The 21,647-nt window shown below is 69.0% G+C and carries 23 protein-coding genes, 1 tRNA gene and 3 pseudogenes; 10 read left to right on the top strand and 17 right to left on the bottom strand.

The annotated features are described in order from the left end of the window. The first annotated feature begins 224 nt into the window (after window positions 1–224). From DFJ65_RS18470 to DFJ65_RS08850, 3 genes are all read left to right on the top strand, one after another. Complete coding sequence (locus tag DFJ65_RS18470) at window positions 225–608, top strand: type II toxin-antitoxin system PemK/MazF family toxin (RefSeq protein ID WP_425452974.1); 384 nt, start codon at window positions 225–227, stop codon at window positions 606–608. 204 nt (window positions 609–812) lie between these two features. Continuing rightward, complete coding sequence (locus tag DFJ65_RS08855; RefSeq protein WP_115922710.1) at window positions 813–2,141, top strand: acyl-CoA dehydrogenase family protein; 1,329 nt, start codon at window positions 813–815, stop codon at window positions 2,139–2,141. A 10-nt stretch (window positions 2,142–2,151) separates the two neighbouring features. Continuing rightward, window positions 2,152–3,396 carry an acyl-CoA dehydrogenase family protein gene (locus DFJ65_RS08850; protein ID WP_115922709.1) on the top strand — a complete coding sequence of 415 codons (1,245 nt, stop codon included), beginning with the start codon at window positions 2,152–2,154 and terminating at the stop codon, window positions 3,394–3,396. A 93-nt stretch (window positions 3,397–3,489) separates the two neighbouring features. Here the strand turns inward: DFJ65_RS08850 and DFJ65_RS08845 are convergent, their stop codons facing one another. Both DFJ65_RS08845 and DFJ65_RS17465 read right to left on the bottom strand, forming a co-directional pair. Next, window positions 3,490–3,855 carry a GntR family transcriptional regulator gene (locus DFJ65_RS08845; protein ID WP_115922708.1) on the bottom strand — a complete coding sequence of 122 codons (366 nt, stop codon included), beginning with the start codon at window positions 3,853–3,855 and terminating at the stop codon, window positions 3,490–3,492. Window positions 3,856–3,985: 130 nt separating this feature from the next. Next, a complete protein-coding gene (locus DFJ65_RS17465; protein WP_170144044.1) occupies window positions 3,986–4,126 on the bottom strand; it encodes a hypothetical protein in 141 nt (46 codons plus the stop codon). A gap of 198 nt (window positions 4,127–4,324) precedes the next feature. Between DFJ65_RS17465 and DFJ65_RS08840 the strand changes: the two genes are divergently transcribed. Together DFJ65_RS08840 and DFJ65_RS08835 are read left to right on the top strand one after the other, a co-directional pair. Next, entirely contained in the window at window positions 4,325–6,019 is a 1,695-nt protein-coding gene (locus tag DFJ65_RS08840) for an ABC-F family ATP-binding cassette domain-containing protein (protein WP_115924214.1), read from the top strand. Window positions 6,020–6,100: 81 nt separating this feature from the next. After that, window positions 6,101–6,769, top strand: coding sequence for a trimeric intracellular cation channel family protein (locus tag DFJ65_RS08835; protein WP_115922707.1), 669 nt, complete (start codon window positions 6,101–6,103; stop codon window positions 6,767–6,769). Between the two features lie 13 nt (window positions 6,770–6,782). Here the strand turns inward: DFJ65_RS08835 and DFJ65_RS08830 are convergent, their stop codons facing one another. The 3 genes from DFJ65_RS08830 to DFJ65_RS17455 all read right to left on the bottom strand — a co-directional run bounded on the left by DFJ65_RS08830 (window position 6,783) and on the right by DFJ65_RS17455 (window position 7,677). Beyond that, on the bottom strand, window positions 6,783–7,256 hold the full coding sequence (locus DFJ65_RS08830; RefSeq protein WP_170144043.1) for an ROK family protein: 474 nt from the start codon (window positions 7,254–7,256) through the stop codon (window positions 6,783–6,785). Beyond that, window positions 7,222–7,440: a hypothetical protein gene (locus tag DFJ65_RS17460; RefSeq protein WP_170144042.1), complete on the bottom strand. Its 219-nt coding sequence runs from the start codon at window positions 7,438–7,440 to the stop codon at window positions 7,222–7,224. The genes DFJ65_RS08830 and DFJ65_RS17460 overlap by 35 nt, the downstream gene beginning before the upstream one ends. An 87-nt stretch (window positions 7,441–7,527) precedes the next feature. Beyond that, a complete protein-coding gene (locus DFJ65_RS17455; protein ID WP_170144041.1) occupies window positions 7,528–7,677 on the bottom strand; it encodes a hypothetical protein in 150 nt (49 codons plus the stop codon). On the opposite strand from DFJ65_RS17455, the pseudogene DFJ65_RS18465 reads away from it, so the two are divergent. From DFJ65_RS18465 to DFJ65_RS08805, 4 genes and pseudogenes are all read left to right on the top strand, one after another. After that, window positions 7,671–8,228 (top strand): annotated as a pseudogene (locus DFJ65_RS18465) (MBL fold metallo-hydrolase); the annotation flags it as partial. The gene DFJ65_RS17455 and the pseudogene DFJ65_RS18465 overlap by 7 nt on opposite strands. A gap of 58 nt (window positions 8,229–8,286) precedes the next feature. Then, complete coding sequence (locus DFJ65_RS08815) at window positions 8,287–8,886, top strand: MBL fold metallo-hydrolase (protein WP_115922704.1); 600 nt, start codon at window positions 8,287–8,289, stop codon at window positions 8,884–8,886. 185 nt (window positions 8,887–9,071) lie between these two features. Next, window positions 9,072–9,164, top strand: a pseudogene (locus DFJ65_RS18260) (toxin-antitoxin system HicB family antitoxin); the annotation flags it as partial. A gap of 203 nt (window positions 9,165–9,367) precedes the next feature. Then, window positions 9,368–10,024 (top strand): DinB family protein, encoded by a 657-nt coding sequence (locus tag DFJ65_RS08805; RefSeq protein ID WP_245950131.1) that lies wholly within the window; start codon window positions 9,368–9,370, stop codon window positions 10,022–10,024. 641 nt (window positions 10,025–10,665) lie between these two features. On the opposite strand, the gene DFJ65_RS08795 is transcribed toward DFJ65_RS08805, so the two are convergent. Then, a tRNA-Ala gene (locus tag DFJ65_RS08795) sits at window positions 10,666–10,738 on the bottom strand. Between the two features lie 127 nt (window positions 10,739–10,865). Between DFJ65_RS08795 and DFJ65_RS18350 the strand changes: the two are divergent. Then, a pseudogene (locus DFJ65_RS18350) lies at window positions 10,866–12,292 on the top strand (amino acid permease). Between the two features lie 31 nt (window positions 12,293–12,323). Here the strand turns inward: DFJ65_RS18350 and DFJ65_RS08785 are convergent. From DFJ65_RS08785 to obgE, 11 genes are all read right to left on the bottom strand, one after another. Beyond that, a complete protein-coding gene (locus tag DFJ65_RS08785; protein WP_245950130.1) occupies window positions 12,324–12,902 on the bottom strand; it encodes a DUF4442 domain-containing protein in 579 nt (192 codons plus the stop codon). Beyond that, window positions 12,899–13,555 (bottom strand): histidine phosphatase family protein, encoded by a 657-nt coding sequence (locus DFJ65_RS08780; protein ID WP_115922702.1) that lies wholly within the window; start codon window positions 13,553–13,555, stop codon window positions 12,899–12,901. Before DFJ65_RS08780 ends, DFJ65_RS08785 begins: the two co-directional genes overlap by 4 nt. Next, entirely contained in the window at window positions 13,552–14,001 is a 450-nt protein-coding gene (rsfS, locus tag DFJ65_RS08775) for a ribosome silencing factor (RefSeq protein ID WP_115922701.1), read from the bottom strand. The genes DFJ65_RS08780 and rsfS overlap by 4 nt, the downstream gene beginning before the upstream one ends. After that, a complete protein-coding gene (nadD, locus tag DFJ65_RS08770; RefSeq protein ID WP_281269890.1) occupies window positions 13,998–14,603 on the bottom strand; it encodes a nicotinate-nucleotide adenylyltransferase in 606 nt (201 codons plus the stop codon). Before nadD ends, rsfS begins: the two co-directional genes overlap by 4 nt. A gap of 2 nt (window positions 14,604–14,605) precedes the next feature. After that, a complete protein-coding gene (locus DFJ65_RS08765; protein ID WP_115922699.1) occupies window positions 14,606–14,833 on the bottom strand; it encodes a hypothetical protein in 228 nt (75 codons plus the stop codon). Window positions 14,834–14,909: 76 nt separating this feature from the next. Continuing rightward, window positions 14,910–16,181 (bottom strand): glutamate-5-semialdehyde dehydrogenase, encoded by a 1,272-nt coding sequence (locus tag DFJ65_RS08760; protein ID WP_115922698.1) that lies wholly within the window; start codon window positions 16,179–16,181, stop codon window positions 14,910–14,912. Between the two features lie 96 nt (window positions 16,182–16,277). Further along, window positions 16,278–16,961, bottom strand: a complete 684-nt coding sequence (locus tag DFJ65_RS08755) for a 4a-hydroxytetrahydrobiopterin dehydratase (protein WP_115924212.1) — start codon at window positions 16,959–16,961, stop codon at window positions 16,278–16,280. A 194-nt stretch (window positions 16,962–17,155) separates the two neighbouring features. Continuing rightward, window positions 17,156–17,980 carry an SDR family oxidoreductase gene (locus tag DFJ65_RS08750; RefSeq protein WP_115922697.1) on the bottom strand — a complete coding sequence of 275 codons (825 nt, stop codon included), beginning with the start codon at window positions 17,978–17,980 and terminating at the stop codon, window positions 17,156–17,158. A 1-nt stretch (window position 17,981) separates the two neighbouring features. Next, on the bottom strand, window positions 17,982–18,821 hold the full coding sequence (locus tag DFJ65_RS08745) for a DedA family protein (protein ID WP_115922696.1): 840 nt from the start codon (window positions 18,819–18,821) through the stop codon (window positions 17,982–17,984). Further along, the gene (gene proB, locus DFJ65_RS08740; RefSeq protein ID WP_211308402.1) at window positions 18,818–19,951 is read right to left on the bottom strand and encodes a glutamate 5-kinase; all 1,134 of its coding nucleotides are present in this window, start codon (window positions 19,949–19,951) and stop codon (window positions 18,818–18,820) included. Before proB ends, DFJ65_RS08745 begins: the two co-directional genes overlap by 4 nt. Before the next feature lie 73 nt (window positions 19,952–20,024). Beyond that, window positions 20,025–21,533: a GTPase ObgE gene (obgE, locus tag DFJ65_RS08735; protein ID WP_115922695.1), complete on the bottom strand. Its 1,509-nt coding sequence runs from the start codon at window positions 21,531–21,533 to the stop codon at window positions 20,025–20,027. Between the last annotated feature and the right edge of the window lie 114 nt (window positions 21,534–21,647).

Here is a 21,647-nt window from a genome sequence, read left to right as displayed (position 1 = left end):
GACGGATCACCCGGCGGGTGCTGGAGGCTGTCGGCTCGGCCACGTCCTCGTCGACGTCCAGGTCCTCGTCCTCGTCCACTCGGCGTACGCATTCCGAGCGCGCGGACGACGGTGCGCCCGCTCGGCGCGGAGCACCGTCCGGCAGCGAAGCACCGTCCCGTAGCAGTGCACCGTCCGAAACCGCTGCGCAGCAACGGATTTCGTACGCCGGAGACTTCAGGGGTATGCCCGCCTTCGAGTACGCACCGAACCCGGACGGCCTGCCCGACCCGGGCGAGATCGTGTGGACCTGGGTGTCGTACGAGGAGGACCACAGCCAGGGCAAGGACCGTCCGGTGCTGCTCGTCGGCCGCGACGGACGTTGGCTGCTGGGGATGCCGCTGACCAGCAAGGACCACGACCGGGACGCGGCGCAGGAGGCCCACGCCGGCCGCACCTGGGTCGACATCGGGTCGGGCCCGTGGGACACCGGCGGACGCCCGAGCGAGGTGCGCACGAACCGGGTGATCCGGGTCGACCCCGACGCGGTGCGACGCGAGGGGGCGGTGCTCGATCGCGCCCGCTTCGAGCAGGTCGCCGCAGCCGCCCGCGCCGCCCGCGGCCGCTGAACCACCCCACGCGCCGCCCCCATCCCCGTCACTCCTCCCCCCAAACCAACACCCCACCCCGCAAACGCTGCACCGCCCGTGCAGCGTTTGCGGGGTTGAAATATTCGGTACGGGATGTTTCCGATACTTGGAGTATCAGTTTCAGCTAGGGTTGATCGCACGGGCGCCGTGCCGGCGCCGCTCAATCTTTCTGGGGAGGCTGAGATGTCGCTGCAGAGCAAGGCATCCCTCGCCGACCGGGGCCAGGCGTTCGGGATGCGCCTGATCACCCGGGCCGGCGGGCTCGATGCACTGAAGAACCCCGTGCTGCGGGGCAAGGTCGAGAAGGTGCTGTACCGCGGCGCCAAATCGGGCTTCACGGCGCAGACCGTCGCCGGCCGCGCGTTCGCCCGCAAGCCCGGATCGGGTGACCCCACCCGTCCGGCCCCGACCAAGCCGCGCCGGGAGTTCGATCTGACCCCGACCGACGACCAGCAGATGATCCAGGAGGCCGCTCGCGAGCTGGCCACTGAGGTGCTGCGGCCCGCCGCGGCCGATGCCGACGCCGAGCGTCGCACCCCTGACACCGTGTTCGAGCAGGCCGCCGCGATGGGCATGACGCTGCTCGGTGTGCCGGCCGAGCTCGGTGGCGTGGCCGAGGAGCGCTCGACCGTCGCGGGTGTGCTCGTGACGGAGGAGCTCGCCCGCGGCGACATGGGCCTCGCCGTGTCGATCATGGCGAGCGCCGCAGTCGCGAATGCGCTTGCCAACTATGGTGATTCCGCCCAGCAGGCGACCTTCCTGCCGCCGTTCACCAACGAGAAGGAGCCGGCCGGCGGGGCGCTCGCACTGCAGGAACCGCAGCCGCTGTTCGACCCCTTGGCGCCCGCCACCACCGCCGTCCGGCAGGGCGACCAGTTGGTGCTCAACGGCCGCAAGTCGCTGGTGCCCGGCGCCGAGAACGCCGACCTGTTCATCGTGTCGGCGCTGCTCGACGGCGAGGCACGCCTCGTCATCGTCGAGCCCGGCACCACCGGCCTGACCGTCGGCGAAGACCCCGCGATGGGGCTGCGCGCCGCGCGCACCAGTTCACTCCAACTCTGCGACGTCCGGGTGCCCACCACCAACCTGCTCGGCACTGCCGACGACCATCTGGATGCCGTCCGCCGGGCCCGGCTGGCCTGGGCGGCAGCCGCGGTCGGCACCGGACAGGCAGTGCTCGACCACCTCAAGACGTACACGGTGGAGCGCAAGGCGTTCGGCGAGCCGATCGCCTACCGGCAAGCGGTCGCCTTCACGGTGTCCAACATCGCCATCGAGGTCGACGCGCTGCGACTGGTCGTGTGGCGCGCCGCCGCCCTGCTGGACGCCGGCAAGGACGCCTCCTCGCTGATCGCCCAGGCGCGGGTGCTCGCCGCCCGCCACGGCGCGCAGATCGGCAGCGACGGCGTGCAGATGCTCGGCGGACACGGCTTCGTCAAGGAATTCGACAACGAGCGCTGGTTCCGCGACCTGCGCGCGACGGGCGTGCTCGAGGGCATGCTGCTGGTCTGAGGAGCAACCGATGATTGATCTCGAGGTCCCCCGCAAGTTCACTCCCCTGCTGAAGCAGGCGGGCGCGCTCGCCGACGAGGTGTTCCGTCCGATCAGCCGCAAGTACGACCTCGCCGAGCACGAGTACCCGCGCGAACTCGACCTGCTGTCGGCGCTCATCGACGGCCTGAGCGACTCCGGCGCGAGCCAGGGCGCCGGCGCGTCCGGTTCGGCGAAGGCGACGTCGGACGAGGAGCCGAAGGGTGTCGGCTCCGGCCGCAACACCGGGTCGGCCAACCGCAACGGCACCAACCTGTCATCGGTGCTGTCGATCATGCAGACCTGCCGCGGCGACGTCGGACTCACCCTGTCGATCCCCCGCCAGGGTCTCGGCAACGCCGCCATCGCGGCTGTCGCCAACGACGAGCAGAAGGCGCGCTACGGCAACCGCTGGGCGGCCATGGCGATCACCGAACCCGACACCGGGTCTGACTCCGGCGCCATCCGCACCACTGCGGTCAAGGACGGCGACGAGTACGTGCTCAACGGGGAGAAGATCTTCGTCACCGCCGGTGAGCGTGCCGAACTCGTCGTGGTCTGGGCGACGCTCGACCGTGCCCTCGGCAAGCAGGCGATCAAGTCGTTCGTGGTGGAGCGCTCCAACCCGGGCATGAAGCTGGTGCGGTTGGAGCACAAGCTCGGCATCCGCGCCTCCGACACCGCAGCGTTCAGCCTGCAGGACTGCCGCGTGCCAGCCGAAGACCTTCTCGGCGACCCGGAGATCCGCATCGAGGGCGGTTTCGGCGGCGCGATGCAGACCTTCGACAACACCCGTCCGCTGGTGGCGGCGATGGCGGTCGGCCTCACCCGTGCGTGCCTCGACACGACGACCAAGCTGCTCGCCGACGCGGGCATCACGCCCGACCCCGACCGTCCGCTGGCGAGCCAGCCGCAGGCAGCCGCGCGTCTGCTGCAGTTCGAGGCGGAGTTCCAGGCCGCCTACCTGTTGGCGTTGCGCGCGGCCTGGATGGCCGACAACGGCAAGCCGAACTCGATGGAGGCGTCGATGGCCAAGGCGCAGGCCGGGCGCACCTGCGTCGAGGTCGCCCTTGGCTGCGTGGAGCTCTGTGGCGCAACGGGTTACGCCGAGACCGCGCTGCTCGAGAAATGGGCGCGCGACTCCAAGATCCTCGACATCTTCGAGGGCACCCAGCAGATCCAGTTGCTGGTGGTGGCGCGGCGTCTGCTCGGCCTGAGCTCGGCCCAGCTGAAGTAACGCCGGCAGACCACGAGCCCCCACACGGCAAAGGCCCGGCCATCCCCCCACGGGTGACCGGGCCTTTGCCACGGTCAGGCACGCTGCGATCGCCTACTCGATGCCCTCCTGGCGCAGCGCCTCCGCCACGACGGCCATCACCTCGGTGCGTTGCGGGCTCCAGCGCCGCACTCGCACGACGAGTTCGCGGGCGGCCGCCTGGAGTTCCTGTGCCGCGGAGTCCTGACCGGCCGAGATGAAGGTGCCGGCGCGGCCACGCGTGACGATCAATCCCGATCGTTCGAGTTCGGTATAGGCCTTGGCGACCGTCCCCGGGGCGATCTTCAGTTCGGCGGCGAGTCCCCGCACGGTCGGGAGTTTGCTGCCGACGACGAGGGACCCGTCACGCACACCTTCGGCCACCTGCTCGCAAATTTGCTCGTAGGTCGCCAGGGGGTTGTCCCTGTCGATGGTGAACACGTGATCATTCTCACTGATCCGATACCCCTTGCGCCGCGGAATCGCAACTATTGGCACAAAGGCCCAGTCCGTCACATATTGGGAACGCCCCCGCCGCAAGGGCGAGGGCGTAGCCGCGATGCGGCCGGAATCAGAAACCGGAGCGCTGCCAGGCCATGATCAGGTCGTCGCGCGACGCCGGGGTGCCGGCGTTCTCGATCGCCTTGGAGAAAGCGCGACGGGCGCGTGCGGTCTCACGGTGCTGCTTGATCGACTTCGCGAGCGAGGTCATGGCGGGTGGCTCCTTTGCCGGTCCGAGTGGTCTGGGTCACTTAAGTTCCATTTGGAACTTTTCGATATCGAAACTCTACTCCTGTCGCCATGGTCGGACCAAACCGGAAACCACCTTCGTGAGGGATCTCACACCGTCCGCGGGCCACGCGGGATATCCGGGTGACTACGGCCACCCGGATGAGCCATGCTGGCACTCGTGGGACATATCGAAGCCAACTCCGTCGACTACTTCCTGCCCGACGGCAGGCCGCTGCTCGGCGGTGTGAGCCTGCGCGTCGGCGAGGGCGCGAAGGTGGCCTTGGTCGGCCCGAACGGCACCGGCAAGACGACCCTCCTGCGCATCATCGCCGGCGAACTCGACCCACACGACGGCGCGATCACCCGCAGCGGAACCCTCGGTGTGATGCCCCAGTTCATCGGCCGGGTGGGCCGCGACGACGACCAGCAGGTGACCATCCGTGACCTGCTCCTGACCGTTGCTCCCGACAAGATCCGCCAGGCGGCGGCTGCTGTCGACCGCACCGAACTCGCTGTGATGGAACGCGACAGCGAGGACGACCAGATGGCTTACGCGCAGGCCCTGGCCGACTGGGCGGAGGTGGGCGGCTACGAGTGGGAGACGCTGGCCGACGTGTGCACCGTTGCGGCACTGTCGATCCCGTTCGAGAAGGCGCAGTGGCGCGACGTCAACACCCTCAGCGGCGGTGAGCAGAAGCGAGTCGTGCTCGAGGCCCTGCTGCGCGGCCCCGAGGACGTCCTCCTGCTCGACGAGCCCGACAACTACCTCGACGTGCCGACCAAGCGTTGGCTGGAGGAACAACTCGTCGCGTCACCCAAGACGGTGCTGTTCATCAGCCACGACCGCGAACTGCTCAGCGCGGTCGCCACCCGCATCGCGACCCTCGAACCGCAAGCCGCGGGCGCGATCTGTTGGATGCACGCGGGGTCGTTCACGACTTACCACGAGGCGCGCAAGGAACGGAACGCCAAGCTGGCCGAGCTGCGCAAGCGGTGGGACGAGGAGCACGCCAAGCTCAAGGCGCTCGTGCAGATGTACAAGCAGAAGGCCGCGTACAACAGCGACATGGCGGCCCGCTACCAAGCGGCGCAGACCCGGCTGGCGCGGTTCGAGGACGCCGGGCCGCCGGAGGCGCTGCCGTTCGAGCAGAAGGTGACGATGCGGTTGCGCGGCGGTCGCACCGCCAACCGAGCGGTGATCTGCGAGGGCTTGGAGCTCACCGGGTTGATGAAGCCCTTCGACAACGAGATCTGGTACGGCGAACGGGTCGCGGTGCTCGGATCGAACGGTTCGGGCAAGTCGCACTTCCTGCGTCTGCTCGCCGCCGGTGGGTCCGACCCCGGTCCCGAACACCGTCCGGTGGGTGACTTTCAGCCGGAGCCTGTGCAACACAACGGGATTGCGCGGCTGGGGTCTCGCGTGCGGCCGGGTTGGTTCGCGCAGACCCACCAGCACGCGTCGCTGCTCGATCGCAGGCTCCTCGACGTGTTGCACCGCGGCGATGACCATCGCGACGGGATGCCGCGGGAGCAGGCGTCCCGGGCGCTCGACCGGTACGAGTTGGCACGCAGCGCCGAGCAGAAGTTCGGCTCGCTGTCGGGTGGCCAGCAGGCACGTTTCCAGATTCTGCTGCTCGAACTCAGTGGCGCCACGTTGTTGCTGCTCGACGAGCCGACCGACAACCTCGATCTCCACTCGGCCGAGGCGCTGGAGGAGGGCCTGGACGCGTTCGACGGCACGGTGATCGCGGTGACGCACGACCGCTGGTTCGCCCGCGGGTTCGACCGGTTCTTGGTGTTCGGCGCCGACGGACGGGTCTACGAGACCCCGGAGCCGGTGTGGGACGAGGGACGGGTCGTGCGGGCGCGCTGACCGGGCAAATGCCCGTGCGGCTGCGGTGCAGGTTGAGCTAGTAGGTTCTCGCGCAGGCAAACCGGTCGTAGGAGGGTCCGCATGAGCGCCGATCTCGGTGACATCATCCGCGTCGTCGACCTCGTCGGTGTTGCGGTCAACGGCCTGCTGGGCGGCGAGATCGCGCGGCGGGAACGCTTGGACCCCATCGGTTTTGCGGTGCTCGGCATACTCTCGGCCCTCGGCGGCGGAATGCTGCGCGACACCCTGTTGCAGCGCGGCACCCCGGTCGCCCTGACCGACCCGTGGTACCTGGTCGTTGCCCTGGTCGCCGCACTCGTCGCGTTCGTCGTCCCGTTCGAAGGGCGCACCTGGAATGCGATCTACCCCTCACTCGACGGTCTCGCACTCGGCACCTGGGCGGCGGTCGGCACCCAGAAGGCGCTGAGCTTCGGCCTCGGCTGGTTGCCGGCGTTGTTGCTAGGCACGATCACCGCCGTCGGCGGCGGCATGATCCGCGACATCGTGCTGGCGCGAAGGCCCGCCTTCCTCGGCGGCAACACGCTCTACGCGACGTGCGCGATCATCGCCTGCGGCGTCGCCATCCTGTTGAACGGACTGGTGACCGCCGAGGTCGCGGTGCTGGTGTCGGCCGCCATCGGCGCCCCGCTGGTCGTGATCGCGAAGGCGCGCGGCTGGAAACTGCCCGGCGAGTCGGCGCGCGAGGGTGTGCGCGCTATCCGGCGTCGCTATCCGCGCACGCCGTCCTGACCCGCACGCGACCTCAGCCGATACATTCCGCCGGGGCGTCGTGCCCGGCCGCGTGCCAGGCGGTGATCGAGGCGCCGGCGAGGCCGACCCGCGGCCCGAGGGCCGAGGCCACCACGGACGGCGCCTGCCGCCACACGATCTTGTCGGCCAGCGCCCTGCGCACCGGCACGACCAGTTCCTCACCGGCGGCGGACAGACCGCCGCTGAACACCACCACGCTCGGGTCGAGCAACATCGTCGCCGTCGCGATCGCGAGCGCCAACGCCTCGACGGCTTCGTCCCAGACCCGTGCGGCCACTGCGTCGGTGCCGAGTTGCAGCACAACCGAATTGCGGGCGGCAGCCGGCTCGTGACCGCCGTAGGTCAGCTCGGCGATGCCGCCCGCGGTGACGTCGTGACCGAGTCGGGTCGGCAGGCCGGTGTGATCGGCGAGCAGTCGCGCGAACGGCACGTCACGCCACCCCAGGTTCGCCGAGTAGACGGCCACCCCCGCTTCCACATCGCCCCTGCCCGGGCACGACGACACCGAGCCCGACCGGTCGACGCCCCCGCTCGATGCTCTCCCGACGCAACTGGTCGGCGAGGTCGAGGATCAGCGCGATGCTGTCGTCGGGGCGCGGCGGTGTCGGCTCGGCGAGCGACAACGGCTCCCGTGCCGTCGACGACGGCACCCTTCATGGTGGTGCCGCCGACGTCGATGGCGACGACGACGTCCGGCCCGATCGCATCGACCGAGCCGGACGTGAGCGGTGCGGTGCTCAGGGCGTCGGCGCCTGGCCGTCGATGGCGGTGGCGGTCGAACCCTGGCCGAGGCTGCCGCCGTAGACGTTGAAGCCGCGGGGGGTGCCGGGTGCGATGCCGTCGTCGGTGACGACCGCACCGGTCACTGTGCCGCTGTCAGATGCCATGCCCCCGTTATAGCGGAGACACCCGAACGGCGGCTGTCAGCTTGCTCTCAACCTCCCCCCTGCTTCGGTCGACCCGGCACAGCGACCGAATGGCGGACTGGCAGTATCCGAAGCAGAAGCGAACAGCAGGCGACACGGAGGCCCCGACGATGAGCACCGACCCGACGATCGAGGTGACCGGGGTTGCCCAGAAGCAGCACTGGGCCGACAAGACCTTCCCGGACGTCGAGGAGGTGCGCTCCGGCCTGTGGTCGATCCCGGTGCCGATGGGCGCCATCCCGGTGCGGTACACGCTGGCCTGCGCGTTCGTCGCACCCGAAGGTGTCCTGCTGGTCGACCCGGGCTACGCCGACGACGAGAGCCACGCGGCGCTGCGGGCCGGCTACGAGAAGGCGGGGGTCACGCTCGCCGACACGGTCGGCGTCCTCATCACGCACGCCCACCTCGACCACTTCGGGCTGGCACGGGCCGTGCAGCAGGAGTCGGGCGCGTGGGTCGGGATGCACCAGGACGATGTCGCCGTGCTCACGTCGGCATTGGCCCGGACCGCTGAGGACGAGCGTGCCTCGTTGACGCCGTGGGGTGTGCCGGCCGAGCTGACCGACGAAAATGCTCTGGTCGTCAACCGAACACGGCGAGCGGATGCCGCTGCCGGAATGGAACAAGCAGATCAGCGACGGCATGGTGATCCGGCACGGCGACCGCGATTTCGTGCTCATCACAACGCCCGGCCACACCGCCGGGCACACGTGCATCTACGTGCCGCAGGACGACGTGCTGCTCACCGGCGACCACGTGCTGCCGCGCATCTCCTCGCACGTCGGCGACCCGGGCTGGCACGCCGAGCCGCCGGCGCTGGCCCGCTACTCCGACTCGTTGCACAAGCTCACCCAGTACGCGTCGGCCGAGGTGCTGCCGGCCCACGAGTACCGCTTCCGGGACATCGGTGCACGCGTGGCGCAGCTGGAGGCCCACCTCGCGCAGCGATCGGACGAGATCGTCGACGCGTTGCGCTCGTTGGCCGACGAGACCACCTGGGAGATCGCCAAGCAGCTCACCTGGTCGCGCGGCTGGGACGCGCTGAACAGCCACTCGCTGCGGATGGCTGCCGCCGAGACCTCGTCGCACCTCAACCTCCTGCGCGAGCAGGGACGCGTGGTGTTCGAGGGCACGGCACCGGCCCGTTACCGGGTCGGTGCGAACGACTGACGGTCTACCCTGACCATCGCCGAGAAACGAAGCAACCCTGCCGCCGATTACGGGGGCAGGGTCGAACCTCGACCAAATGGTGGACCTACGTAGAGAGTTCGACAACCTGGCTCCGCCGCGCGAACCGTATGTTCACGCCGCGGTCGAAGCGGCACTACTCGGGCAAGTTGTAGCTCCGTCTCGGCGAGGAACTGCACCGTCGTCTGGCGATCGAAGCCGCCGAGCAGCATCTCGGCCTGAACCAGTACGTCGCACGCAAGCTCGCCGCCGCGGCCTGAACTGCCGTCGCTGGAGCCGAGGGCCAGACTCACCAATGTTCCGCCACGTGGCATTCCCAGTCACGTGCCGAATCGAGCGAGGGCGCGCCCGAGACAAGCTATACATTCGCGCCATGGGATGCCAAGAATTCAGCTCTCGTGATCTGTCGAACTCGATCTTCCGGGACGTGAGCCTCAGGGACGCGGTCATGCGGGGTGTTGACGTGGACGGCCTCGACATCGACGCTCCGTGGCTGCTCGAGGAGCCGGGGCGGCTCATCGTCAACGGGGTGGATGTCGCGCCCCTAGTCGACGATGAGCTCGACCGCCGGTTCCCCGGCCGTGCCCTTCGTCGAGCTTCCAGTGCGGACGGTCTGCGCGACGCCTGGGCCGCCGTCGAACACGCATGGCAGTCGGCGATCCGACGCGTGGACGCCATGCAACCAGGTTCGGTGGATGCCCAGATCGGGGACGAATGGTCATTCGCACAGACGGTGCGCCACCTTGTCATGGCGACGGACACGTGGCTCCGCAAGGCAGTGCAGGGCGTGGAGCAGCCCTATCACCCCGCTGGTCTGCCGGACACAAGCTTCGTCGAGGACGGTCGCGACACCAGCGTTTTCAGCGTGGGGTCCCCCAGCTGGGCCGAGGTGCTGCAGGCCCGAGCCGACCGAGTGGGCATGGTCCGGGAATTCCTGGGGTCCGTCTCCGAGGACGAACTGACGTCGACTCGACCCAACCCGCATGCCCCTGAGCACCAGGAGACTGTCCTGTCGTGCGTCCGGACGATCCTCGAAGAGGAGTGGGAGCACTTGCGGTACGCAACCCGCGATCTGGACGCTCTCGAGAGGAGCCAGCAGGAGGACGCTCCCAGAGGCTAGACCAGATGGAAGCCTTTGGTAGGTCTTCGAACCCGGGCTCGCCCCGCTCCAGTCGCGCTCATGAGCAGAAGAACAGTGAGGCCCACCCACAGTTTTCTGCGAGCACGCGCCGGCGGCACGCTTGCCCCGCCAGCCGTCAGTTCGGTCGCGGAGCAGTTGGACGTGACGTTTCCCTCATGACGAAAGTCGATCGTTCTTTCCAACCCAGTTCGCCGTGTGAAGGATCCATCCGAGCGCTCGCGAGCACGACGTCGACGATGGGGACGTGCTTCAGGCGGCCTAATGGACGCAGTAGGTCGAGTTCCTGGAGGACGACACTGGCCCATTGGGATTCGACACCCACCTCCGACTACTGGAGGCCATCGTGCTGGCCTTCGAGAGCGGCAACGAGCTGGCGTTCCGCCACCGGCGCCGATGTCTACGAACGCTGCGACAACACCAACCGACGCCTCTGCAGCCAAGCCTTCTTCACCAAGATCTACATCGACGAAGACGACCAACTCCGCGTCGAGAACAACCGCCCTTCGAAATGCTCCTCGATCCCCAGATCAACGCCAACGCCCTCACCTGGGCCCAAGACAGCGACAAGGCCCGAACCGAAACCATCCAAGATGGCAAGGGTTCGAGCCTTGTGCGTGGGGTGGAGCATAGGGGATTCGAACCCCTGACCTCTTCCATGCCATGGAAGCGCGCTACCAACTGCGCCAATGCCCCAGGTGGGTTGTCTCCCTCGTTCGGGCGACTGGACTAGCTTACTGACCCCTCCCCCGCGACACCAAATCGGGTCGGGGGAAACGCTCTTGACCCCGGCTTTACTCGTCGGCGGGCATCCTTGTCGGTCATGAACGACCACGTCACAGCTCCGGACGAAGCGCCCACCTCCGCGCTCGGCCACGGACTCAAGCAACGTCACGTCACGTTGATCTCGATCGCCGGTGTCATCGGCGCGGGCTTGTTCGTCGGCTCGGCGAACGCGATCAGCAAGGCCGGCCCGGCCGTGCTCATCTCCTATGCATTGGCCGGCACGCTCGTCGTGCTGGTGATGCGGATGCTCGGTGAGATGGCAACCGCCCACCCCGACACCGGCTCCTTCTCGACGTACGCCGACCGCGCGCTCGGCCGGTGGGCCGGTTTCTCCATCGGCTGGCTGTACTGGTGGTTCTGGGTGGTGGTGATTCCGATCGAGGCCACCGCGGGCGCGGCGATCCTCAACCACTGGACGGGTGCGCCGCAATGGCTGTTCGCCCTGCTGATCACGGCGTTGCTGATGGGCACCAACCTGCTGTCGGTCGGCAACTACGGCGAGTTCGAGTTCTGGTTCGCGCTGGTGAAGGTGGTCGCGATCGTCGCGATCGTCGCGTTCATCGGGGTCGGCCTGCTGGCGATCTTCGGCCTGTTGCCGGGATCGCACACGTCCGGCGTCTCCCACCTGACGTCCGAGGTTTCATGCCCAAGGGCTGGAGCGGTGTGATCGCCGCGATGCTCACCACGATGTTCACCTTCATGGGCACCGAGATCGTCACGATCGCGGCCGCCGAGTCGCCCGATCCGGAGCACGGAATCCGCAAGGCGGTGAACTCGGTGATCTGGCGAATCTCGTTGTTCTACCTGGGTTCGATCTTCGTCGTGGTGTCGCTGGTCAGCTGGAAGTCGCCCGGCCTCACCGAGCACGGTTCCTACCAGTTCACGCTCGAGCAGGTCGGCCTGGGCAACCTGACGTGGCTGCTCGACCTGGTGATCCTGACGGCGGTGGCGTCGTGTCTGAACTCCGCCCTCTACACCGCATCGCGGATGGCGTTCTCGCTGTCGCAGCGCGGTGATGCACCACGCGCCTGGTCGAAGGTCACGGGCCGCGGGGTGCCGGCGTGGGCGATCATCGTCAGCTCCGTCGTCGGCTTCCTCGGCGTCATCGGCAACTACCTGCTGCCCGACAAGATCTTCGGGTACCTGCTGGCGACGTCCGGGGCCATCGCACTGTTCGTCTACATCGTCATCGCGTTGTCGCAGTTGCGAACTCGCATGGGTTCACCGGACGCCCTGCGGGGCGCGTCGGTGAAGATGTGGGCCTTCCCCTACCTGACCATCGCGACCATCGCGTTCATCGTCGTGGTGCTCGTGCTGATGGGCGTCATGCCGGGACAGCGTCTGGAATTGGGTCTGTCACTTGCCCTGGCGGTAGTGATCGTGGCCGCCGGGTTCGTGGTGCAGAGTCGCCACGGTCGCGCCGGCCGCGAGTCGACCGAGGCCGAGGACGCGCGGGTGAACTGAGCCGAAAAGGTTCTGCTGCAGCCCGATCCGGTCAGTCGGCCGGGTCGGGCTGCGGGCCGTCCGGGACGTCGGCGCGGGCCTCGCGCTTCTTGCGCACATACAACTGCCGGCGGACGCGGGCCACGACGGTTCCGTCGGCCAGGGTCAGCTCGGTCTCGAACCACGGCAGCACCTTCTGTCCCGACAGCGCCTCGGCGCGAATCTGGTCGGTGCGTTCGAGCGGCACCTCGAAGGTGCCGTATACCGTCGACGTGCCGGGGCTGACGTATTCGATCTGCGCGGCCTTGTCCCACACGTGGTAGTCCGGTCCGAGCTGATGCATCAGCAGCAGCGCGTAGAACGCGTCGGTCATCGCGCCGATCGACCCGCCGAAGGCGGTGCCCTGCTGGTTGCGGTTCAACCGGTTGAGCTTGAGTTCGACCCGGCACATCGTCCAGTCGTCGCTGACTTCCTTGACCCGCAGCCCCATTCCGAGGAACGGCGGGAAGAAGTTCATGATTTTCTGGAAGGTGCCCGGCGCGAGGCGGCGGCGCTCACCGTGTCGTGAACTGTGCGACCCGACCTTCGCATCATGCTTCGCGGTCAGCTGATTGTCCCGGGCCATGCTCATGCGTGCGCGTTCCACTTCTCGATCCGCCACCCATGGGCACCCTCGGTGAGCTCCACCCAGTGGCAGTTGTGCAGCCCACCGAGGCCAAGCCAGGCGGCGTGCAACTCGATGCCGACGAGGGCCGCCGCGAGGGCGCGTCCGGCGACACCGTGGGTGACGATCACGCCCAGCTGTCCGGGCGCGAGGTCGGCGATGGCGTCCTTGGTCGCCGCGAGCGCTCGCTCGGCGACCTCGGCGACGGTCTCACCCGTGTCGCCGCGACGGCGGTCTTCGCCGGCGGCGATGGCCTCGAGGTCGTCACCGTGCGTCTCACGCACCTGATCACTCGAACGGCCTTGCCACGAACCGACATCGATCTCGCGCAGACGCTCGTCGGCCTGGATGGCCAGCCCCGTGCCGGCCGCAATGGCCTCGGCCGTCGCGTAGGCACGCTGCAGGTCACTGGCCCTGATCAGGTCGGGTCGACACTCGGCGATCGCGATGCCCGCGGCCCGCGCCTGGTCACGTCCGACTGCGGACAGTTCGGTGTCGAGCTGTCCCTGCCAGATGCCGCCGACATTGTGGGCGGTCTGTCCGTGCCGCAGCACGATGAGGCGCTTCGGGTCGGCACCGAGCATCAACCGCTCGGACGGCCCGGGAACCGCGCCGCTCATTCCGTGTCGGACTCCGTGCCGGACTCCGTGTCGGACTCCCTGCCGGACTCGTCGTCCGACTCGGCGTCGGAATCGTCGGATTCACCGGCGGGCAACTCCAGGTCGACCGTCGGGCAGTCGCGCCAGAGCCGCTCGAGCTGGTAGAACTCCCGCTCGTCGTCGTGCTGCACGTGCACGACGATGTCGCCGAAGTCGACGAGCACCCAGCGGCCGTCGCCGCGTCCCTCACGACGCTTCGGCTTCACGCCGCGTTCGAGCAGGGCGTCCTCGACCGAGTCGACGATCGCATTGACCTGCCGCTCGTTGTCGGCCGACGCGATCACGAAGATGTCGGTGAGGGCGAGGTGCTCGCTCACGTCCAGCGCGATCACGGTCGTGGCCTTGAGTTCGTCGGCCGCGTGGGCTGCTGCCTTGGCGAGCTCGATCGACTCGGTGGTGGCGGTCACTTGTCCTCCTGCAGCTCCCCGCCGCCGGGCAGGTAGAGCTGATATTTGTTGATGTACTGGACGACGCCGTCGGGCACGAGGTACCACACGGGTTCCTCTTCGCGCACCCGGTCGCGGCAGTCGGTCGAGCTGATCGACATCGCCGGCACCTCTTTGAGCACGACCTTGTCCTTGGGCAGGCCCTTATCGGACAGTTCATGGCCCGGACGGGTCACGCCGACGAACTGCGCGAGATCCCACAGCTGGTCGACGCCCTTCCACGACAGGATCTGCGAGAGCGCATCGGCGCCGGTGATGAAGTAGAGCTCCGCGTCGGGACGCTGCTTCTTCAGGTCGCGCAGGGTGTCGAGCGTGTAGGTCGGCCCCGGACGGTCGATGTCGACCCGGCTCACGGTGAACCGCGGGTTGGACGCGGTGGCGATGACCGTCATGAGGTAGCGGTGCTCGGCCGGCGCGACGTCGCGGCCTTCCTTCTGCCACGGCTGCCCGGTCGGCACGAAGACCACCTCGTCGAGGTCGAGCAACGACTGGACCTCGCTCGCGGCCACCAGGTGGCCGTGGTGGATGGGGTCGAAGGTGCCACCCATGACCCCCAGACGGATGGTCAGTGACCCGACCGTTCGACGTCGGTGCCGCGGGCGGTGCCGTGCTCGGCACCGTGCTGCTCGCTGAGCTTGGGTGCGGTGTTGCGGAACGACCACAGGAAAGCGAGCATCGCCATGAAGACGATGAACGCGATCACGCCGTACATGAGGTGGCTCATCGGCAGCTCGTTGTGGTGCAGCTCCGGAACATCGCCCTCGGAGACAAGGGCCAGGACACGCGACGTCATGCGGCCACCTTACCGCCTGGTTCGGCGGCGATCCGGGCGACCTCGCCGCTAGCCGCCGATCTCGCCGGCCGGGCACTCAGCGGATCTGACCGTCGCCCTCGACGACCCACTTGGTGGAGGTGAGCTCGGGCAGTGCCATCGGCCCGCGGGCGTGCAACTTCTGGGTGGAGATGCCGATCTCGGCGCCGAAGCCGAACTCGCCGCCGTCGGTGAACCGCGACGACGCGTTGACCATCACCACGGCGGCGTCGACCCGGGCGACGAACTCGCGGGCGGCGGCGCGGTCTTGGGTGACGATCACCTCGGTGTGCTTGGTGCCGAACCGATCGATGTGCGCGATCGCGGCATCGAGTGAGTCAACAACCCCGACGCTCATCTCGAGTCCGTGGAACTCGGTGGCGAACAGGTCGTCGGTCACCGGTTCGCCCTCGACACCGGCCAGCCCACGCGCGGTGTCGTCGAGGTAGAGCTTCACCCCGGCGCCGGCGAGCGCTTCCAACGCCGCGGGCAGGAAGGCCGCGGCCACGTCACGGTGCACCAGCAGCGATTCGGCCGCATTGCACACGCTCGGACGGTGGGTCTTGGCGTTGAGGGTGATCTGCGTGGCCATCGCCAGGTCGGCGGACGCGTCGACGTAGACGTGGACGTTGCCGATGCCGGTCTCGATCACCGGCACGGTCGCACCCAGCACGACGGTGCGGATGAGCGACGCGCCGCCGCGCGGGATGACCAGGTCGACCAACCCGCGCGCGGTGATCAGCGCCTCGACATCGTCGTGTCCGCCGTCGAGCAACTGGACGGCGTCGGCGGGCAGGTCGCGCTGCTCCAGCGCCTCGCGCAGCACGTCGACGATGACGGCATTGCTGGACGCGGCGGCCGACCCACCGCGCAGGATCATCGCGTTGCCGCTCTTGAGGCCGAGCCCGGCGGCGTCGACCGTGACGTTGGGGCGGGCCTCGTAGACCATCCCGATGACACCCATCGGCACCCGCACCTGCTTGATCTGCAGACCGTTGGCCAGCGTCGAACCGCGCACGACCTCACCGATCGGATCCGGCAGCGCGGCGACGTCCTGCAGTGCCCGCGCGATCGACGCGACGCGTTCGGGGGTGAGCCGCAGACGGTCCTGCAGGCTCTCGGTCATGCCGCCGTCCCGGCCGCGGGCGAGGTCGTCGGCGTTCGCGGCGACGATGCGGTCGGTCGCGGCCCGCAGCGCATCGGCGAGGGCGACGAGGGCGGCGTCCTTCTCGGCGCGGCTCAACAGTGCCAGACGCTTGCTCGCCGCCTGGGCGCGCAGGCCGGCTTCCTGGACCCGCTGGGTCGCGGTGATCGGCGCGGTGGTGCTCATTGCTCAAGGGTAGGTCGGCCCCGACCCGCTTGCCGCCGGTGTCCGAGGAACGACCCGGCGGCAGGGCGGCAGGGCGCAACGACCCGCGGCGCCCGGTCAGCGGTCGAGCGGTGTGCAGATGCACGCCCGGTTGCCGTCGGCGTCTTCGATCACCCAGTAACTCGGCGCCGCCTTGTCACTGACCAGCGTGCCTCCTGCGTCGAGCGCGGCCTGCATCCGGCGCTCGCCCTCGTCGTGCGGCACCCACACGTCGAGGTGCCAGCGCTGCTCGAATTCCTGTGCGGGCAAGGAGAATTCATCACGCTCGCCCGCCCCCGGGCCCTGCCACCAGACCGTCGGCACCTGACCACTGGGGTCGACCGGTTCACCGTTTCGGATCTCGCCGCCGAGCAGCGCGGCATAGAACTCCCCCAGTCGCGAACCATCGCCCGTCGCGGTGTCGAGCCCGAGCTCGACCTGGGTGATGCCGTGGACGTCGGCCTCGACGCCGAGCGTCTTCGCGTGCGCGCTGATCTGCTGGGCGAGGTCGATGTCGCGGGAGGTGATGCCGTCGACATCGTGACTGGCCAGCGCAACGATCACGTCCGTGTAGCTCAGCGAGACATCGGGGTGGTGGTTCGCCTGCTCGGCCGACTCCCCGATGAGATTCACCAACTTCAGGCCGGTCGCGAAGTCACCGGTGCGGAAGCGCGCCTTGATGCGTCCGAGCACCTGCCGCCAGTCGTCGAGGCCGGCCTCGCGGATCTGGGCCGGGTTCAGTGTCGCTTCGGGGTCGCTCATCTCATGCTCCTTGCCGATCGGTTGTGCGTGCACTCGCGGTACTCGATGTGGTCGACGTACTCGGTCACCGTAGAAGTGGATCCGGACGATTGCCTTCCCCTTTGCGGAGGGTGACGGAGCTCAGTCGCCGACGTTCGCCGTCTGGCAGACGGTCTCGGCGTGAGCTGCACACCGACAGTGCACCCGGATCGGCATCAACCCGTCGCGAGAAACTCCCGCGCGCCACGCAAGCGGGTGCGCAACAGCGCCTGGGTCGCGGTGCAATCGAGGCGCAGGTCGAGGGCGCCGGGCACCGGCAGGTCGGCCCGCAGGCCCGGCACCAATCGGTCGGCGGGCAGTCCGTCGCGGACACAGACGAGTTCGCCGATCGCCATGCGGGACAGCGCATCCGGGCCACCGACGTGGAACATCCCCGGCCGGCGTGCGTCCGCGAGTTCGAGCAGCGCGGCGACGAGGTCGTCGACATGCACCGGGCAGCGGACGTCGTCGGTGAACAGCACCCCGTCGCGCTCACCGGTCGCGAGGGCGCGGCTGAGGGTTTCCATCGGTGCGGCGCGGTGACCCATGATCAGCGTCGTGCGCACGACGGTCGAGTCGGGTGCGGCGAGCCGCACGCCGACCTCGGCGGCGGCCTTCGCAGCGCCGTACGGAATGAGCGGATCCGGCAGATCGGTCTCGACGTACGCGGGCTTGTGGCCGGAGAACACCGCGTCGGAGGAGATGTGCACGACCTGCGCACCGGCGTCCGTGGCCGCTGCGGCGAGCACGCCCGGCGCGACCGCGGTCACCGTCCAGTCGGCATAGGCGTAGGCGGTGTTGACGACCAGGTCGGGTCGCACCTCGCGCACCAGGGAGGTCACCGCGGCCGCATCGGCGAGGTCGAGCGGCACCGTCTGCACCCCGGCCACCAACACAGGCACCCGATGCCCGGTGGCCACGACGTCGTCGCCGCGGCGCAGCAGCGCGGCGCTCAGGTGACTGCCGAGCGCGCCCGAGCCGCCGGTGACCAGGACGCGCACGTCAGGAGGCTCGAGCCTGTTGTTGCTTGCGGGCCCGCATGAAGGTCGTGACGAAGATGAAGACCAGCATCACGATCGCGAAGTAGTTGGCGTAGCGCGCGATGACGTTGACGAGGTCCTTGGCAGGCTCCCCGATGCGGAAGCCGAGGTACATCCACAGGCCGCGGTAGACCAGCGCTGCGAAAAGGTCGATCGCCATGTACCGGCGCAGTTTCATGCCGACATCGCCGACGAACGCGGCGACGATCGCCCCGGGGATGAACGGGATGAACCAGGCCAGGAAGATCGCGGGTCCACCGAACCGGCGGGCCAGCCGTTCGGCGGCGGCACCGGTCTTGGCCGCCCACTTCGAGCGTCCCGACATCACCTTGATGATGTTGTGGCCCCACAGTTTTCCGGCCCACCAGAAGATCCAGTCGAACTTGATCGACGTCAGCGAGGCCGCGATCCAGGCCACCCACCACCACGGCTCGTGACCGGTCGCGAGCTTCGCACCGATGTCTGCCATCGCGATGTTCGAGCCGGTGACGAACGCCAGCACGTAGGAGTCGAGGCCGAGCAGGATCGGCCGCAACGGCAGCAGCACGATGCCGTAGACACCGAGCAACGCGATCGACAGCCAGCACAGCTTGTCGGCGCGGGTCGGTTTGCCCTGCCAGGGCAGGTTCGGGTCTTCCCACCATTCCTTCTTCTCGGCCTGCTCGGACGCCGTCGGTTCGGTGTCGTCCTCGACCGGGACGTCGGCATTGCCCTCGACCGGAAGCTCGGTGATGGGCTCGGTGCCGGGCTCGGTGATGGGATCCTCGTGCGACCCCCGGGCGGGTTCGGAGGGCTGACTCATCGAATGGCCTTTCGCAGCACGACGAGGTCGTCGCGGTGGATCACTTCACGTTCGTACTCCGGCCCCAACGCCGCAGCGAGTTCCTTGGTGCCACGCCCGAGCAAGGCGGGCAGTTCGTGGGCGTCGTAGTTGACCAGTCCCCGCGCGACCGTCGCGCCGTCGAGACCGACCAGGTCGACCGCGTCGCCCGCACTGAACTTCCCGCTGACGGATCGAATCCCGGCGGGTAGCAACGATTTTCCGCGCTCGACCACGGCCGCCACAGCGCCGTCGTCGAGCACGAGCCGTCCGCGCGCCGTGGTGGCGTGCTCCAGCCAGAGGTGCCGCGCGCGCCGGGTGCGTGCCTGGGGGGCGAAGACGGTGCCGACGCTCTCCCCCGCGACCGCTGCGGCGGCGTTGGCGGCGCTGGTGAGCACGGTGGTGATGCCGGCACCGGTCGCGATCCGCGCCGCCTCGACCTTGGTGACCATGCCACCGGTGCCAACGCCTGACCCGGTGCCGGCGATGTCGATGCCGTCCAGCTCGGATTCGTCGAGCACGGTGTCGATGCGGGACGTGCCGGGCCGCGAGGGCGGCCCGTCGTAGAGGGCGTCGACGTCGGAGAGCAGCACCAGCGCGTCGGCACCGACCAGATGTGCGACGAGGGCGGCCAGACGGTCGTTGTCGCCGAAGCGGATCTCGTGGGTGGCGACCGTGTCGTTCTCGTTGACGATCGGCACGGCCCCCATCGCGAACAGCTTCTCCAGGGTGCGGCGGGCATTGGTGTAGTGCCCGCGCCGGGTGACGTCGTCGCTGGTGAGCAGCACCTGCCCGACCACGAGGTCGTGCCGCGCGAAAGCCTGCGTGTAGGCGGCCATGAGCACGCTCTGACCCACGCTCGCCGCGGCCTGCTGCCGGGCGAGATCACGCGGACGGCGTTTCATGGCCAGCGGGGCGAGTCCGGCCGCGATCGCACCGGAGGACACGAGCACCACGTCGTGGCCGGCCCGGCGACGCCGGGCCAGAACGTCGGCGAGCGCGCCGACGACGTCCGGGTCGAGACCGCCCTGCGGTCGGGTCAGGGAACTCGAGCCGACCTTCACCACGAGGCGGTGCGCCGTGGCGACGGCGGAGCGCAGGTCGGCAGTCACGACGGCGAGGATACGGGGTCAGATACGGGGTCGCAGTCAACGGCCGGCACGCACCGACCGACGCAGTGCCGCATCAGTCGTCGGTCCAGACCCCGGCGTCGCGTTCGGTCCAGAGCTCTTCGCGGGCCTCGCGCTGGGCATCCTTGCGGGCGTGGAAGTCGTCGCGCTTCTCCGAGCGGGTCGGGCGTGCGTTCTCCTCCAGGCGCAGGTCGGTGCCACGGGCACCGAGCAACTCGGCGCCGGCCTGCAGCGTCGGCTCCCAGTCGAAGACGACCGCGTTGTCCTCGGGGCCGATGACGACGGTCGAGCCGGGCACGGCTCCCGCCTTGAACAGTTCTTCCTCGACGCCGAGGCGGGCCAGCCGGTCGGCGAGGTAGCCGACCGCTTCGTCGTTGGCGAAGTCGGTCTGGCGCACCCATCGGGTCGGACGCTCACCGAGCACCCGGAACACCGGCGACTCGGTCGAGCCCTCCTTGCGGATGCGGAACCCGCTGTCGTCGACCGCCTTGGGCCGCAGCACGACCCGGGTCGGTTCGGTGTCGCGTTCGATCTCGGCGCGCGCCTCGGCCACGTGCTTGGCGAGGGAGAAGGACAGTTCCTTCAGTCCGCGGTGGGCGACGGCCGACACGATGTGCACCTCGAGGCCGCGCGCCTCCAGGTCGGGCTTGACGAACTCGGCCAGCTCCTGCGCGTCTGGCACATCGGACTTGTTCAGCACCACGATGCGGGTGCGTTCGGCCAACGGCTTGCCGCCGAGGGTCGCGTCGGGCACGTACTCCGACAGTTCGTGCTCGATGACGTCGAGGTCGGTCATCGGGTCGCGGCCGGGCTCGAGGGTGGCGCAGTCGACGACGTGCACCAGCACGGAGCAGCGCTCGACGTGCCGCAGGAACTCCAGGCCGAGCCCCTTGCCCTGGCTCGCGCCCGGGATGAGCCCGGGCACGTCGGCGATCGTGTAGCGCTCGCCGCCGGCGGTGACCACACCCAGGTTGGGCACGAGGGTGGTGAACGGGTAGTCGGCGATCTTCGGCTTCGCGGCCGACATCACCGACACCAGCGACGACTTGCCGGCCGACGGGAAACCGATGAGCGCCACGTCGGCGAGCGTCTTCAGCTCCAGCACGACGTCGAGTTCGTCGCCGGGCTCGCCGAGCAGCGCGAAACCGGGTGCCTTGCGCCGCGGGGAGGCGAGGGCCTTGTTGCCGAGTCCGCCGCGTCCGCCCCGGGCGACGACGAAGCGGGTGCCGTCGCCGACCATGTCGGCGAGGATGTCGCCGCGCGAGTCCTTCACCACGGTGCCCTCGGGCACGGGCAGCACGAGGTCTTGCCCGTCGGCGCCGTTGCGCTCGTCACCGGCGCCGGGCTTGCCGTTGGTGGCCTTGCGGTGCGGGGTGTGGTGGTACTCCAGCAACGTCGTGACCTGCGGGTCGACGGCGAGGATCACGTCACCGCCGCGGCCACCGTTGCCGCCGTCGGGGCCGCCGAGCGGCTTGAACTTCTCCCGGTGCACGGACGCGACGCCGTGGCCGCCCTTGCCGGCGGCGACGTGCAGCACGACCCGGTCTACGAAGTTGGTGGCCATCGACGGCACCTTCCGATTGTGAACGCTCTGTGAAAGCTGGGGCCCGACGCGATCTCGCGCCGGGGACCGAACAGGGTGGGCCGGTTTGACCGGACCCACCCTGTTCGAGGTTGG

Origin of the sequence: Calidifontibacter indicus, assembly GCF_003386865.1 — a bacterium.
GTDB classification, from domain to species: Bacteria; Actinomycetota; Actinomycetes; order Actinomycetales; family Dermatophilaceae; genus Yimella; species Yimella indica.
The sequence above is the reverse complement of the archived record's forward strand: the minus strand, read 5'-3'. Positions and strand labels throughout refer to the sequence as shown.